This window comes from Meridianimaribacter flavus (assembly GCF_004366715.1).
GTDB lineage: Bacteria > Bacteroidota > Bacteroidia > Flavobacteriales > Flavobacteriaceae > Gaetbulibacter_B > Gaetbulibacter_B jejuensis.
The window spans coordinates 806,759-822,446 of record NZ_SOQZ01000001.1 but is presented as its reverse complement, the minus strand read 5'-3'; the positions used below and the strand labels follow the sequence as shown (position 1 = coordinate 822,446).

Sequence of the window (15,688 nt, the reverse complement as noted above, 5' to 3'; positions counted from 1 at the left end):
AGCTTTAGTTTAAAATAATTTGGGTCAACGAGTATTAATTTCTAAGGGTGAGTCAAGATAAGGATTTTATACAATAACTTAAATAGTTCATACAAAAATATCGGCAAGGTCTATCCCTTCTTGTTGCGCCAACCCTTCTAAATAATTACTACACTTAATTTTGAATCCCTTGGTTTTAAATATTTGTGTTTTTTTATGCCAATCTTCATATTCGGATTTGTCAGGGTACACCACAATATTATGATTAAAAAGTGGTTCCAATAAACTAAGTTTAAAATTGGACTTACTACCTGTTGCCAACCACAAGTACTTTGGAAAAATTAAACTCATGATAATTGCAGTTTTTTCTGATTCTACAATACAAACAATCGTTTGTAAATCTCTTGTATACAAGTTGTGTATACCAAACAGACACTGTCTTAATACAAAATTTGAAATACCATATACTTTATGCACCCAGTTTATATGTGGATAAGGGTGTTTTACACGTTTACCTGATATTGGATCATATAACATTATTTTACCAGAGTACAAATTAAGATGATGGTCCATTTGCCAAAAAATCGTCGCTCCTTTCCAATGATCCGACATCCCTATATTATACTCTAAAATTGCCTTTCGCACTTCAGAATACGTAAAGTATTGTAGTAAAAATTTTATCAAATTATTATTCCTCACAGTTCCTTTAATTGACTGTAATACATTATCAAAATGTAATACAGTTGGGTTTTGACACTCAATTATGGATATTAATTTCGAAAGCGTAGTATTGCCATTAGGCTTTAAATGATACTGACATTTTGATTCCCTATCACATCTACCTATGTTATAGTTTAAATACGAACCTGTTTCATTATCCAAATAACGAACGAATGTCTTCTTTTGACATTTAGGACAATTAAATTTCCTGCTACTATTATCCAAACTATATTTGTAATTCATTTCTCGTAAATTCGTAAAACCGTAAACTCTAATTTTACTTACGAGTTTACGAGTTCAATGATTTTTGTCTTTCTTCAATAATTGATTTATTGAAAACAGTTTTCAACAAATACTGTTGTACTTTTAAATCTTCAATTTTGAATGAGTTTCGTTTTAACTTTTTAAAATTGAAATTTTCTTCACTAGGGAAATCATTTTTAATCAGCTTAAATAGATGTGTATACTCTTGCTCTGGCAATAGCGTCTTTGCAATATTATATACATCTTTAGCGGTCATTCTTGGTTTTACAATTTGTTAAGCTGATATCTAACTGTACCCTCAGAAATATCCAATTGTCGAGCTATTTCACAATTTGACAGACCTTGTTTATGTAAATCTGCAATACATTGATTTCTAAGCTGCTTTTCATTTAAATTTGATTCAGACAGGTGGTTTATTTCATCATCATACCCAATAAAATCAAACATTAAAAAATTAAACTTTTGCTTCAGCTCAAAAATTACCACATTACCAGAATGGTATACACATTCTGTATTACGTTGTTTAATTTGTTTTATGTATCTCAACCCTTTATCCTTTTGACTCTGCCCGATAGCAAAAGCTGAATCACAAAAATTAATTAACATTTTACTGCCAGCTAGATCATTTTTTGATAATTGCATTTTGGAATCACGTTTTGGAGTATGGGCTAAAACTAAAACTGAGATTTTAAACTCTTTTGCGATTGCCTTTAATTCCTTCATTAATGACAAAGCATCTTTTGCCCGTTCATTATCAGACCTTAGATAAGTTATATTGTCTATAATAATAACCTTTGGAGAATGTAGTTTTATTTCTTGCTTCAATGAAAGCACGACAAACTCCTCAAAAGAATTTACACTTTTAGGAAGTTCATGATTTACATTTATTTCAGTTCTTAAAAAATTATCGCTAAACTGATAATGATTACTGTAATTATTGGAATACCTCTTTTCAAATTGTTTATCAGACAATTCAAAGTCAAGATAAATTGTTCTTTGTGGCACAACTTCCAATGGAAACTCTGCAATAGGTTTTTGTCTTGATATACTATCCGCGATTTGAACTGCCAAGACACTTTTCCCCACGTTAGTGTCTGCAAATAAAATACAGACTTCTCCTTCATACCAAAACCTCCCAAACAACATCTTAGGAATTGGTCTTGATTTAGCTTCATTTATCCATTGATTTACTGGTTTTGTAACAAAGCAATTTTGCTGGTCGTTAGAGCCATTCTTTTCAATATCATTTTTAACCGCATCTAGCATTTCTTTATTGACTACCCCTCTATTAAACTTAATCATAGTTGATAGAGATTAACCTACATACTTCTGCATACAACAATTGGTAATTAAGTGTATACATTGTATTTGGGTGCATAAACATTAGATTCTGGCTTTGCCCTCCTTCAAAAAACACTCTATTAATGTCATTAAGAGCCTTTAAAAACTCGAACCTCAAGTCATTACTTAATTCGATAGATTTAGATAATTTTTCTAACCTAACTTTGTTTTCATTAAGATGCTCATAAGAAAAGTTACGATTATTAATAGACGCATACAGCAGCCATAAAACTGAATTAGTTAAATCCGAGATCACACTCTTTACAGAGCTAGAAGTACTTATTTCAACAATGGCTATTTCCCTAACACCAATAAATTTGTCATTAAATTCTGGATGATAATCAAAATATTCGGATAGAATATTTCTAGATAATTCGGAAGGAGTAATACCCTCTTCTCTAGCTTCTAACTCAATAAGGTTTTTTAGCTCTTCTTCAAGCCTAATGTTTAGGATTTGTTTCATGGGATTTCTAATTTTAATTTGAAGTATCAAAATTTTCAAAAAAAAATCTAAAAATCAACATGTTACAAAAACACGAGTCCGTACTATTCCGCGGAATGACTATTTAAAGCGATCTGCCTTAGGTATTTTAAAGCCTAAAGTTTCAAATTGACCCTCTACATTTTTATATTTTGCACCAGATTTTCTCATAAATCGTTCAAGAGTTTCCTTATTTGGAATTGAATTATTTTCGAAATCGAAAGACTCTAAAATTAAACTTGATATTGTAGTAATAGATAGCTTATAATTTTTCATTGGTTTTTCTATATATCCGTTTTCTATCAAAGACAAAATAATAAAGGATAGGTGCGAGAAATTACCAACCCACTTCAACCTAGGCAAATACGCTTCCTTTTTTTCATGCAATGAAATAAATTTTTCTATTATTTCCTTTCTACAAACTAAATCATCACCTAACATATTCACATAAGCAAGGTGATAAAAATGACTGCTTTCAAAATATGGCATATAAACAGTATTAGACTGATCAAGATATAAATCCAACTGTAGTTCTTTGTGTGATGTATTAATATCAACTTTAAAACGCTGCCTTTTTATAGTAGTATTTAGCAGGGGAACAATTTTATATTTTAAAACATCCAAAAGTTCATCTTGAAATTCGGATTCATTAAAATGATACTTTATGAACTGATTTAAATCTAAAACATCAATCACAAAAAACAACTTGTAGGCAAAATAGTTTAAATAAAAGTCTCTTACGAGAGGGTATTGAACACCTGCCTTTTTGAGAAAAGCATCAAAATCATATAGATCAAAATCATCTTTATCGTCTTTATCAAAATTTTCTAAATCTATTTTCTTGGTGATGGCAAACCATTCTTTGTAATTCATAGTAGCTATTTTAAATATTGTGAGTAGTCTTCAGGTAGTTCAGCGTCAATATCTCTTAAATACATTTCCAAAGCATCCATAGTCTTGTGACCAGTTATCAACATAAGCTTACTTTTGGTTTCAAAAGGAGTCATCGTCTTTCTAAACTCTCTGTAAAGATTAGTTATACTTGTATGCCTAAAGCTATAAAGACCATATTCTCTACCAAGCTTAAAATGGTCCTTTACTTTCTTAAATTCTTTGGTAAAATAATTTCGCCTTTCACTATCAGATGTAATCCAAAAACCTCCAATTTTATTGGGCGTAAATAACCAATGCTCAGGACTTTTAGTTTTAAGATCAGGCAGTAATTCAACCAGTGCATCAGGAATAATCATTGTCCTGACCAACTTGTTTTTAGCCTTATAAGTCAATCTTTTATTGATTACATCTACATCTTTTATCCTTAACCTACATACTTCAATTGGTCTCAACAAGTTATAGTAAATAAACCTAACATATAGTTCCAAAATTGGACTTTTCTCTGACATATACTCAAACAATAGTTCTTGCACTTCAGGTGTATATGTTTTATTTAATTTTGGTTTAGATTTTAGAGTATTTATTTCCAAAATAAAATTCTCCTTAATAAGTTCATTATCTACCCATAGTTGAAACAAAGAATTTAAGTCAGTTCTGGAATTGTTTCTATTTCTAGAGCTAGTACGAGTCAAAACATAATTTAAATAGGTAATTACGTTTTTCTTTGTTATCCTTCTCACATCATCACTCAATTTAAAATCATTGTCCAAGAGCCACCTTTTAAATTGATTTATTTTACTTTTAAATTTAGGATATGAGGTTTCAGCAAGCACTTGCTCTTTTAATTTTAATCCAAGCTCAAATGCTTCATTTATTGTTGTGCAACCATCTTCTATAGGTTGAACATCATTTCGAACAACTTTCAAGTTTTTTTCTTTTTCTACTGGGTTAGTAACACCAAAAAAATTGTTCTCTAATTCCGGCTGATACTCATAAGGACTGAACCCTGCTTGAAGCATTAAAGACAAGTTTCTTTGTAGCTGTTTTAAAAATGTAATTCTCTCCCTTTTTGTCTTAAATCTATTCGCTCCACCTTTAATAGGATTTTGTCTTTTTAGCTTTAAAGTTTTTGGGTGTCGAAAGGAATAGTAAACATACCAATCTTTAGACAAAGCTTCTTTTTGTTCAGCTCTGGTCAATTTCGACCATGTATCAATAGATATACCTCCAGTGTAGATTTTTGGTTCGGAATAATTGGCTTTCATACGAGAAACGTATACGTTAGCGTATACGTTACGTAAAAGTAAGGAATTAACAGACATAAAAAAACGGTTTGTGCGTACACAAACCGTTGGTTTTATAGGTCTTAGACCTTAGTAGCGGGAACTGGACTCGAACCAGTGACCTTCGGGTTATGAGCCCGACGAGCTACCTACTGCTCTATCCCGCGATATTGGACTGCAAATATAATACGTTTTTTTTGATTACAAAACTTTATTCAAAATAAAACTCCCAACAGAAAAATCTGTTGGGAGAAATAACTAATTAAAATACTTTAAAAATTTAATCTTCAGTATCTAAAGTTGCAATGCTTCCTTTAGAGTTATTATTTTGAGCATCAAAGTTTCTAATATTTGGAAACTTATCTTGTAAAGATGCTAAGTCTCCTTTAAATGCATTATTTCCTAATAATAAAACTTTTAGATTTGTTAAGCTTGCTAATTCAGATGGTAAATCACCATAAAAGGCATTATCAGCAAGTACTAGCTCTTCTAAATTAGTTAAGTCACCAATTGAAGAAGGTACTATTCCAAATAAGTTATTATCAAAAACGCTTAATACTTTAAGTTTTTTAAGATTAGAAATGCTTGAAGGAAGCTTTCCTGTTAAGTTATTACTACTAACTAAAAATTCTCTTAGGTTAGTCAACTTTTCAATAGAAGCAGGAATTGAACCTTTTAAATTGTTGTTATATAATTCTAATGTTCTTAATCTTGTTAAATTACCAATTTGAGAAGGTATTGTTCCTTCAATACTATTCATGTACAACTGTAATGAAACTAATGATGTTAAATCAGTAATTGTATGTGGCAACTCTCCATTAAGCTTATTGAAAGCTATGTTTAAATATCTTAAGGATTTTAATTTTCCTATTGAAGAAGGAATGCTACCTGTGATGTTATTTCTGAAAAAGTTAATTTTTTCAAGATTAACTAAATCACCAAATTCAAATGGTAAATTTCCTGTTAAGTTATTGAACTCTAAATTCAACTCAACAACTTTATCATTTCTAATAACAACTCCATGCCAATTAGATACAGGCGCGTTTAAATCCCAAGTTTTAGTCCAAGACTGACCTCCTGTAGAGTTATATAATGCTTTTAAAGCATCTTTTTCTTTGGTGGAAATACTAGCAAATGAAAAAACTGTTACTAGACAGAATAACAATGTAGTTTTTATGGTTTTCATAATAGTAGATTTTGTTGAGGGAGCACATTTATATAACGAATATAGATATAAGTCGTTGAATCACCAATTATTTTCGATGAAATGCACAACTCCACAACACCAAAAAAACATAAATAATTGATTTTAAGCAAACTAACAAAACGCTACTGCTCTATATTATTCACTTCAAAACCAGAAATTTGATTGTTTTTTACACTGATATTCAACCTAATAGGATTGCAACAAACTTCACAATCTTCGATGTAGTTTTGATTACTTTGTGAAGTATCAACAAGCATGGAAATTTCTTCCCAACAGTAAGGACATTGAAAAAAATGCTCTTCCATTTACCACGCTTTTAAAATTGAACATTCAATAACTCACCACTGATTTGAAGAAGGGTAAGTTCAGCTAATTTAGCATCATATTTTGCTTGGTTTTTACTAAGTTCAGCATTAAGCAAGTTTAATTGAGCTTGTCTAAACTCTATAGAAGTTACTTGACCGAGTTTAAATTTTTCTTGAGTACGGTCGAAATTATTTTTAGAGGTGATTATATTTTCTTCCTGAACCCTATATATCGTTAACTTATTTTGGTAATCGTCCCAAGCATTATTGAAGTTTCGTTCGATATCAATTATAATTTGATCTTTTTGTAACTGCTGAGTTTCTAAATTTATTTTAGCGTTTTTAACTCTGGTTATAGCGCTTCCTCCATCAAATAAATTCCAGCTTAAATTTAATCCACCAGACAAACCTGTATTAGTTGATACAGCTAAGAATGATGCAGCATTGTTATTGTTTTTATTCCATCCATAAGAACCTGTTAATCCTAAGGTTGGTAAATATGCAGCCTTATTAAATTTTATATCGTATTCGCTTATTAAAATGTTTTTTTCTAATTGTAATAATGTAACGTTGTTAGATTTCATTTGTTCTAACAATTGGTCTTTATTAAGCTGAAGTTTAAACGTTACCAAAGTATCTGCTTCAAACTGAGAATTCATAACATTACCCATCACAACATTTAAATCGCGTTTAGAATTTTTTAATTGCTGATTAGCGTTAATGTAATTAATGCTGTCGTTATTAATATCAACTTGAGCGTTCAATACACCAAGTTTTGTGCTTTGACCATAATCAAACTGGTATTGTGCTCTTGTTAACCTATCTTTTGAGATGTTTAAGGTTTGTTCTAAAGCCGAAGTGTTTTCAGACAATTGAGCTACATTGTAATATACTGAGAGTAATTGTAATATTGTATTTTCAATTGTTTCTCTTGCTTGTAGTTCTGATAATTGCTCTTCTTCCTTTAATCTTTTGTAGTTATATCGCCTTCCTAATCCATCAAATAATGTATAATTTAGGTTAATTGACGCATTGTAACGCGAACTTTCGGCACCTTCTAAAGTTGTAACACTTCCATCAGAAAACTCTGCTTCTGTATTATCAATATTATATGTTGCTCCTCCACTTGCTGTTACTGTTGGCAAGTATCCAGTATTTAAAACATTGGTATTATTTTCGGCAATTTCAACATTTTTATTCGCTATTTTAATACCATAGTTATTCTCCAAAGCAATTTCAATTACTTCTTGTGTAGTGAGTACATCTTGAGCGCTGACTAAACTCGCTATTAAAATAAAAATTACAGATATAGAATACTTAATGTTCATCTTCAATATTTTGTTCTTTTATAGCACGTTCTACTTCTTCTTTAGTAACATTTTTACCTGTTGCCAACCATTTAGAATTCTTTTTTGCGCTATTAGTCACTGAAATTAAAAGCGGTAAAATTAACAATGTTAAAACTGTAGCGATACCAATACCATAGGCTATTGAAATTGCCATTGGCTTTAAAAATTGTGCTTGCCTACTCTTTTCTAAAAGTAAAGGTGCAATACCAGCAATTGTAGTTAATGAGGTTAAGAATATAGCTCTAAATCGGGCTTTACCTGCCTCAAAAAGGGCATCGTCAAATTTCATACCTTCTTTTAAAAAGGAATTGAATTTACCTATGAGTACCAATCCATCATTTACCATAATTCCAACTAATGCGATAATTCCTAAAGCTGACAAGATATTAATTGGAAAATCATGAAACCAATGTCCCCAAGCTACTGCTATGAAACTAAACGGAATCATAAGTATCAACAATAATGGTTGACTATAACTTCTAAATGTAAACGCAATAACTACATATATTAAGAATATAACAACTGGAACTACTATTCTTGCTGAATTGGTGAGCTTGTTTTTCTCTCTGTTTTGCCCTTCGTAAGATGCACTAATGGTAGGATATTTAGACATCAGCTCTGGCATAACATTAGTTCTTATGTCTTGTAAAATCTCGGTTGGACTTCCTTTAATATCTTTTAAGTCTGCATTAACCTGAATTTCTCTTCTTCCGTCAAGGTGACTAATACTCTCGTCGCCTCTTTTTATTTCATAAGTTGCTATTTCTCCAAATGGAACTCGTTGACCTAAAGGTGTAACGATACGCATTTCATCAAGGTCGTTAATTGACTCTCTATTAACCCTATCATATCGTACCCAAACACGAATTTCATCTTGACCACGTTGAAAACGTTGTGCTTGCAAACCAAAAAAACCTGCTCTCACTTGACTCATCACTTCTCTTAAATTTAAACCAAGTGCATAAGCCGATTCTTTAAGTTCAATATTAATTTCTTTTATTCCTTCTGGGTCAGTATCAGAAATATCAGTTAAAAGTGGATTATTTTCTAAGGCGAGCCTCAATTCATCTTTAGCCAATTTAAGCTCTTCGGTATTATTTCCTAATAAAGAAATAGACACAGGATTACCTCCAAAGTTTCCTCCCGAACCAAAAGTTAAACGCTCCACTCCATACACTTCTCCAACAGCTTCTCTAATAGAATTTGTAATTTCAGGTGAACCAAAATCACGTTCTTCTCCTGGTAACAAGTTAACACTTAAACTTGCTTTGTTGTTTCCTGGACCTACACGTTTGATAATATTTTGAACCACTTGCTTATTACCAGATTGCCTTTGTGTGTAATCCTCGTTAACTTCCCAAGCAGCAGTTTCAACCATGGTTATTATTGAGTCTGTGATTTTTGGGTTTGTTCCTTCAGGCATTAATAAGTCTATACTCACTCTATCACTCGCAATACTTGGGAAAAACGCACTTCTAATAAGACCTGCTTGAAAAGATCCTATGGTAAGAATCATCATAGCTAAGAGTATTGCAAATGTTATAAAGCGTTGGTTTAAAGCAAATCGTAATGCTGGAGTGTATAACGTATCTCTAAGATACACCATGAATTTGTCTCCTAGTTCATTAAACTTCCTAAGTTTTAAAAACAGTTTTGCTATTCCTTTTTTCTTTGCCTTTTCTTCTTCGGAAAGATGTGTAAGCGCTTTAGAATGTGCAATATGAGCAGGAAGAATAATTAATGCTTCAACCAACGACACAACTAAGGTCAACATTACAATAACCGAAACTTCGCTAAAAAACGCACCTATACGACCATCTAAAAACAGAAACGTTGAAAAGGCTAAAACGGTTGTAAGAATCGCTGATAAAATAGGAGGTACAACTTCCATGGTACCATCTATTGCAGCTTGTATTCTTGGTTTTCCTTTTTCAAAATGCTGGTAGATATTTTCAGAAATTACAATACCATCATCTACCAGAATACCAATAACTATTATCATTCCAAACAAAGACAATACATTAATGGTTACATTAAACAAAGGTGCAAAAATGAACATTCCTAGAAAGGCTACAGGTAAACCTAACGCCACCCAAAAAGCTAAACGCGTATTAAGAAATAGTGATAAAAAGAATAGCACTAACAAGATACCTACTGCACCATTTTCTAAAAGTAATTGTGTTCTTTGGTTTAACCGTATTGAAGAGTCGCTAACCACATCTATTTTAACTCCTGAATGCTTTTGATTAAATTCCTCAATGTACGCGTTTACTTTTTCTGCAGCAGAAAGAAGGTCTTCGCTATTTGTATTTGTAATTTCAACATTTACTGCAACATTACCATTAAAATAGGATGCATTTGGTGTTTCAGAAAAACGGTCTTTTATAGTTGCCACATCTTGTAATCGCACTACTGTACCATCTTCTCTTGCTCTAACAGGCAAGTGGTTTAACTCATTACCATAATAAGACCTATTGTTTGCTCTAATTAAGTAATCTTCACTATCGGTTTTTATATTTCCACCAGTGGATAAAATATTAGCTTGAGCGACTGCATTTGCTACCTCAGAAAAGGTTAAGTTATACGCTAAAAGGTCATTTTCTCGTACTGCAATTTCTATTTCTTCTTCAGGATAACCAGAAATACTGATTTGAGAAATCCCATCCATAGCTCTCAAATCGTTTTCTATTTGTCGTCCTATTTGTTTTAATGAAGCGAGTTCAATATTATCTCCACTAATGGCAAAATCAATGGTTTGTCTAATACGTTCTTGTTTTGCAACCACTAAAGGTTCCATTCCTGTTGGGAAATTCGGCACTCTATCAACTGCATTTTTTACTTCGGCGAGCATATCGTCTATATCCTCATCACTTTCAATTTCAACGGTAATGCTTCCTCCATTTTCTCTTGAGGTGGAAGTTACTCGCTCAACACCTACTAATCCTTTAAGGTTGTCTTCAACTTTTAAAACAATACCTTCTTCGATCTCTTGAGGTGCTGCTCCAGGGTAGGTAATATTTATGGAAATGGTTTCAGATTCTTGTAACGGAAAAAAGGATGATTTTAATTGAAAAACGCCTAAAACCCCAAAGATGAGAAACGCAATGATAATTATATTTACTGCAACTTCATACTTTATGAAATAGCTAATTATTTTTCTCATAATCAGTTATTGGTTTGTTGTGAAGTCGATTCTTGGTTAACTTTTACTAGCATACCAGCATAAGCTCCAGGGACTGATTTAGACAAAATTTTTGTTCCGTCAGGAACACCTTTTATCACAACTTCTTTTGGTGAAAAATAAACTGGCTTAACTTGTATTAAATCTAAAATACTGTCTTTAATAATGAATATTTCAGATTCATCAACTAGTAGCTTTCTTGAAATTTTAATCGCATTTGGTTCGTCTTTAGCCTCTAAATTGGCTTCAAGAAACATCCCTTCTTTTAAATTGTCACCTTTTACTTCTACAAACACTTTTATGGTTTGAGTAGCTTGGTCAATTCTACCGTTAACTCTTGTCACATTACCTGTATAGGTTTGGTTACCTTCTAGTGTGTTTAGCTCTACTTTTTCTCCTATTTGAAGTAAATCACTAAAGGTTTTACTAATTGCCAATTCTAACTCATAAACCGAAGTATCGATATATTCTCCTAATTTTTGACCAGAACGCACCAAAGTACCTTTAGTTACTAAAGCTTCGGTTAAAATTCCATTAAAAGGAGCAGAAATACTATACTTTGAAAGACGTTGCTCTAAATTTTTAATATTGTAGTAAGACGACACAATACCTCTTCCTGTGATAAAGTAATTAGCTTTTTCATCATTGGTTTCAGGTAAAGGTGCAACGCTTTTGCTAATATCAAAATTATTAAGATATGCTTCCCAGGCTGGGAAAACTTCAGGGAAATCCAGTCTTAAATCTGGCATTATAGAAGTTATCAAGTTATACAAATCACTTTTTGCTGATTGCACTGAAGCATAATACTCGCTACTATTTATTCTAATTAAGGATTCGCCTTTTCGGTATGGTTGTCCTGCTTTAAAATCGTGAGCACTACTTTGAAATACACCTTGTACTTCGGAATATAGTTCTAATTTATGTTTTGCCACCAAAGTTCCATTTGCAGGTATGGTTATTGGAACTGTTGTATTTGTTACTGTTTCAGCAAAAACAGTCTTTACTACTTTTTCTATTCTAGGTTTTGGCTTATTGCTATTTTCAATGATTAAATAGGCTCCGAAAACAGCTAACAAAATAATAACTAGCCCAATAGCTGAGAGTATTAGTTTTCTCATTAAATGATTTTTGATGGTAATACCTACAAAAATATTTATTTGCTCGTGGTAAGCCGTTAAAAAAAACTTAAAAAAGAATACTCTTTATGAGGTCATACCATCAATTTCTTCCTGAATAGTCTCCCATTCTAACATCAATGTTTCTAATTGGTCTTTTTTAGCTTGATAGGTATCAAAAAATTTAGGGTCTGAAACGACTTCATCATAATTGGTAGCGAGCTCAACATCAATGTTTTTTATTTCTTTTTCAAGTGAGTTGATTTTAGACTCGGTATTACTTAGTTTATTATTTAAAGATTTTAGTTTCTTTTGATCTTGGTAGGATTGTTTGTTATTTGCTTCTTTAGGAGCTTCTTTAACAACGTCTCTTTTTTCTATTTCCCTAAGACTTTCAACATTTCGTTGCTCTAAGTAATAGTCTATGTCACCTAAATATTCTTTAATTTTCTGGTCTTTGAACTCATAAACTTTATCTACTAAACCTTGAAGAAAATCTCTATCGTGAGATACCAAAATTAAAGTCCCTTCAAAACGCTTTAACGCTTCTTTCAACACATTTTTGGATTTAATATCGAGATGGTTTGTAGGCTCATCCATTACCAAAACGTTAAACGGCTGAAGCATTAATTTTGCCATTGCCAAACGGTTACGCTCACCTCCTGAAAGCACACGTACATACTTATCAACTTCTTCTCCTCTAAATAAAAAGGCCCCTAAAATATCTCTTACTTTAGTTCGGTTAGTTTCGTTAGCAGCATCAATCATGGTGTCATGCACAGTTTTGTTACCATCTAAATATTCGGCTTGGTTTTGGGCAAAATATCCTATTTGCACATTGTGTCCAAGTTTTAGATGTCCTTGATGCTTTATTTCATTAACAATAATTTTTGCTAGTGTAGATTTTCCTTGACCATTTTGACCAACGAATGCAGTTTTAGAATCGCGCTCAATAGTAAGGTCAATATTATTCAATACTTGTAAGTCTTCATATTGTTTTGAAACGCCTTCGGCTTCAACAACTACTTTTCCTGGAGTAATGGAAACCGGAAAATTAAGTGTCATTACGCTGTTATCATCTTCATCGACCTCAATTCTATCAATTCTATCCAGCTTTTTTATAAGCGATTGTGCCATAGAAGCTTTTGATGCTTTGGCTCTAAATTTTTCAATTAACTTCTCAGTTTGTTGAATTTGCTTTTCTTGATTTTTCTGAGCTGCTAGCTGCTGGTCTTTGATTTCTTTACGTAATACTAAAAACTTTGAATACGGTTTAGGATAATCGTAAATTCTTCCTAATGAAATTTCAATAGTTCTGTTGGTTACATTGTCTAAAAACATTTTGTCGTGAGACACAATAACCACTGCTCCATTATAACTTTTCAAAAACCCTTCTAACCAAATAATAGATTCGATATCTAAATGGTTTGTAGGCTCATCTAGTAATAATATATCGTTGTTTTGAAGTAATAGTTTAGCGAGTTCAATACGCATTCTCCATCCTCCAGAAAATGTATCGGTTAGTTTACCAAAGTCTTCGCGTTTAAATCCTAAACCTTGTAGTATTTTTTCGGTTTCACCTTGATAATTATAACCTCCAATAATCTCATATTGATGTTGTACATCGTTAAGATCAATCATTAGCTGGTTATACCCTTCACTTTCATAGTCTGTACGTTCAGCTAATTGCGTATTTATCTCTTCCATTTTAGCTTCGAGCGATTTAATCTCTTCAAAAGCTTGGTAAGACTCTTCTAAAACTGTTCTTCCAAAAACAAAGTCGATATCTTGTTTTAAAAACCCAATACTTAAGTTTTTATCTGCTGCCATTTGACCTGAATCGGCTTCCATTTCTCCAGAAAGAATTTTAAGCATTGTGGATTTTCCTGCTCCGTTTTTTCCAATCAATCCTACTCTATCTCCAGAGCCTAATTTAAAGGTGATTTCTTCGAATAGATATTCGCCTTGAAAAGAAATGGATAGATTATGAATATTGAGCATTTGCTACTATTGTTACAAAGAATTAATGATTAAAGAGTATTTTTGTATAGAGATACAAAACGCAAAAATAAACTTTTAATCATGATAAAAAAAGGAAGCAAATTATATAGCATTTTCACTGGCGCATGCCCTAAATGTCATGAAGAATCTATGTATACTACAAAAAACCCTTATGTTTTAGGTGATACTCTAAAGATAAATGAGAGATGTTCAAATTGTAACACAAAATACAGAATTGAACCTTCGTTTTTTTATGGTTCAATGTATGTGAGTTACGGTGTAGGTATTGCGTTTGCTGTTGCTGCTTTTGTTATTAGTTACTTATTTTTAAATACTAGCTTAAAAGTTGCTTTTATAGCTATAATTGGGACTTTGGTTGCTTTTGGACCAATAATAATGCGATTATCCAGAAATATATGGATTAATCTTTTTATGCATTATGATAAGACTTTAGCTAAGAAGTAAAGACCTATCCTAACCTTACCAAAGGGAAGAATCTATTAATTGAAGCGCGAAATATTAATTTCAGGCTCTAAAGGCTCATCTTTTTCAATATGGTTAAAGAGTTGCTGTGCAACATAAGGAGCAATCATAACACCTCTAGTTCCTAGTCCATTTAATACAAAAACGTTGTTGTAATTATTATGCGAACCTACTAAAGGTCTTCTATCTTTTACCGTTGGTCTTATTCCTGCTACTTGATTAACAACTTCAAAACTGCAAGTCATAAACTTTTTCAATTTATTAACTAGTTCTTCTTTTGCTTCAATAGTTGTTGAGTTTGTTTTATCATCCCAATTATAAGTCGCTCCAACAGAATATAAATCGTCTCCCAAAGGCACTAAAAAAGCTGATGACTTTAAGATGTAGTCTAGCTTTAAGTCTGGTGCTTTAATGGTTAGTATCTCACCTTTAGTTCCACTAAGTGGAAGGTTTTTAAAATACGGATTTTTTAAAATCCCAAAACCTTCAGAAAACACAATATGTGATGCACTAATAGTATTGTACTTTATCTCTTGCCCATCTAATATTAGATCTTCATATTTAAACAACTCTTTGTGTAGTCTATTATTGTCTTCAAGAAATAACCTATACGAATCAATAAGCACATTAGTATCAATTCTACCTGTATGTAAGACTTCTCCAAAACCAAAAGGAGCATCAATCGATACATTGGTATTCTTCACAATCTTTGTAGATAAATAAGGCTCTAAAGCTGGTTTATCAGCAGCTGAGAACCATTCGTTTTGTTCTTCAATTGATGAAAACCTTCTGTAAATAGACGATTTATAATCTAGTTTCTTACTTAACAAACTTTCAAGGCTTTTATAATAAGGCAAAGCAATATCCAATTGTTCTTGAGCTCTCCAAACTTCAGTAAATCGTTTTAAAATAACTGGGTTATATAATCCTGCTGCAACAGTTGATGAGTGCTGAGATGAATTATCAAATACCACAAAAGATTTGTTGTTCTGTCGTAACTGCTCGCAAAAGGCAATTCCTGCTAGTCCACAACCTACTATTATATAATCTACTTCCATGTACAATTAAAGAGTGACAAAGGTAAG

The 15,688-nt window shown here is 32.0% G+C and carries 14 protein-coding genes and 1 tRNA gene; 1 reads left to right on the top strand and 14 read right to left on the bottom strand.

Translation table 11 applies throughout. The features are described 5' to 3' along the window. Positions 1–87: 87 nt before the first annotated feature. The 13 genes from A8975_RS03690 to A8975_RS03630 form a co-directional block, all read right to left on the bottom strand. The gene (locus A8975_RS03690; protein ID WP_134198715.1) at positions 88–942 is read right to left on the bottom strand and encodes a DUF6371 domain-containing protein; all 855 of its coding nucleotides are present in this window, start codon (positions 940–942) and stop codon (positions 88–90) included. 46 nt (positions 943–988) lie between these two features. Continuing rightward, complete coding sequence (locus A8975_RS03685) at positions 989–1,219, bottom strand: hypothetical protein (RefSeq protein ID WP_134198714.1); 231 nt, start codon at positions 1,217–1,219, stop codon at positions 989–991. Between the two features lie 8 nt (positions 1,220–1,227). Beyond that, complete coding sequence (locus A8975_RS03680; protein ID WP_243832942.1) at positions 1,228–2,265, bottom strand: AAA family ATPase; 1,038 nt, start codon at positions 2,263–2,265, stop codon at positions 1,228–1,230. Then, on the bottom strand, positions 2,258–2,767 hold the full coding sequence (locus A8975_RS03675; RefSeq protein ID WP_134198713.1) for a hypothetical protein: 510 nt from the start codon (positions 2,765–2,767) through the stop codon (positions 2,258–2,260). The genes A8975_RS03680 and A8975_RS03675 overlap by 8 nt, the downstream gene beginning before the upstream one ends. A 99-nt stretch (positions 2,768–2,866) precedes the next feature. Beyond that, complete coding sequence (locus A8975_RS03670) at positions 2,867–3,658, bottom strand: hypothetical protein (protein ID WP_134198712.1); 792 nt, start codon at positions 3,656–3,658, stop codon at positions 2,867–2,869. Between the two features lie 5 nt (positions 3,659–3,663). Then, on the bottom strand, positions 3,664–4,944 hold the full coding sequence (locus A8975_RS03665; RefSeq protein ID WP_243832941.1) for a tyrosine-type recombinase/integrase: 1,281 nt from the start codon (positions 4,942–4,944) through the stop codon (positions 3,664–3,666). Between the two features lie 112 nt (positions 4,945–5,056). Beyond that, positions 5,057–5,129 (bottom strand) — tRNA-Met (locus A8975_RS03660). Positions 5,130–5,242: 113 nt separating this feature from the next. Then, positions 5,243–6,148 carry a Two component regulator three Y domain protein gene (locus A8975_RS03655; RefSeq protein ID WP_134198710.1) on the bottom strand — a complete coding sequence of 302 codons (906 nt, stop codon included), beginning with the start codon at positions 6,146–6,148 and terminating at the stop codon, positions 5,243–5,245. 143 nt (positions 6,149–6,291) lie between these two features. Continuing rightward, positions 6,292–6,474: a CPXCG motif-containing cysteine-rich protein gene (locus A8975_RS03650; RefSeq protein ID WP_134198709.1), complete on the bottom strand. Its 183-nt coding sequence runs from the start codon at positions 6,472–6,474 to the stop codon at positions 6,292–6,294. An 11-nt stretch (positions 6,475–6,485) separates the two neighbouring features. Beyond that, the gene (locus A8975_RS03645) at positions 6,486–7,802 is read right to left on the bottom strand and encodes a TolC family protein (protein ID WP_134198708.1); all 1,317 of its coding nucleotides are present in this window, start codon (positions 7,800–7,802) and stop codon (positions 6,486–6,488) included. Beyond that, complete coding sequence (locus A8975_RS03640) at positions 7,792–10,986, bottom strand: efflux RND transporter permease subunit (RefSeq protein WP_131505881.1); 3,195 nt, start codon at positions 10,984–10,986, stop codon at positions 7,792–7,794. The genes A8975_RS03645 and A8975_RS03640 overlap by 11 nt, the downstream gene beginning before the upstream one ends. 2 nt (positions 10,987–10,988) lie before the next feature. Then, positions 10,989–12,122, bottom strand: coding sequence for an efflux RND transporter periplasmic adaptor subunit (locus tag A8975_RS03635; RefSeq protein ID WP_134198707.1), 1,134 nt, complete (start codon positions 12,120–12,122; stop codon positions 10,989–10,991). Between the two features lie 84 nt (positions 12,123–12,206). Then, positions 12,207–14,120 (bottom strand): ABC-F family ATP-binding cassette domain-containing protein, encoded by a 1,914-nt coding sequence (locus A8975_RS03630; RefSeq protein WP_134198706.1) that lies wholly within the window; start codon positions 14,118–14,120, stop codon positions 12,207–12,209. An 81-nt stretch (positions 14,121–14,201) separates the two neighbouring features. On the opposite strand from A8975_RS03630, the gene A8975_RS03625 reads away from it, so the two are divergent. Beyond that, positions 14,202–14,585, top strand: a complete 384-nt coding sequence (locus A8975_RS03625; RefSeq protein WP_129759179.1) for a DUF983 domain-containing protein — start codon at positions 14,202–14,204, stop codon at positions 14,583–14,585. Between the two features lie 35 nt (positions 14,586–14,620). Here A8975_RS03625 and A8975_RS03620 read toward each other — a convergent pair whose 3' ends face one another. Continuing rightward, positions 14,621–15,661 (bottom strand): NAD(P)/FAD-dependent oxidoreductase, encoded by a 1,041-nt coding sequence (locus A8975_RS03620; RefSeq protein WP_134198705.1) that lies wholly within the window; start codon positions 15,659–15,661, stop codon positions 14,621–14,623. Positions 15,662–15,688: the final 27 nt, after the last annotated feature.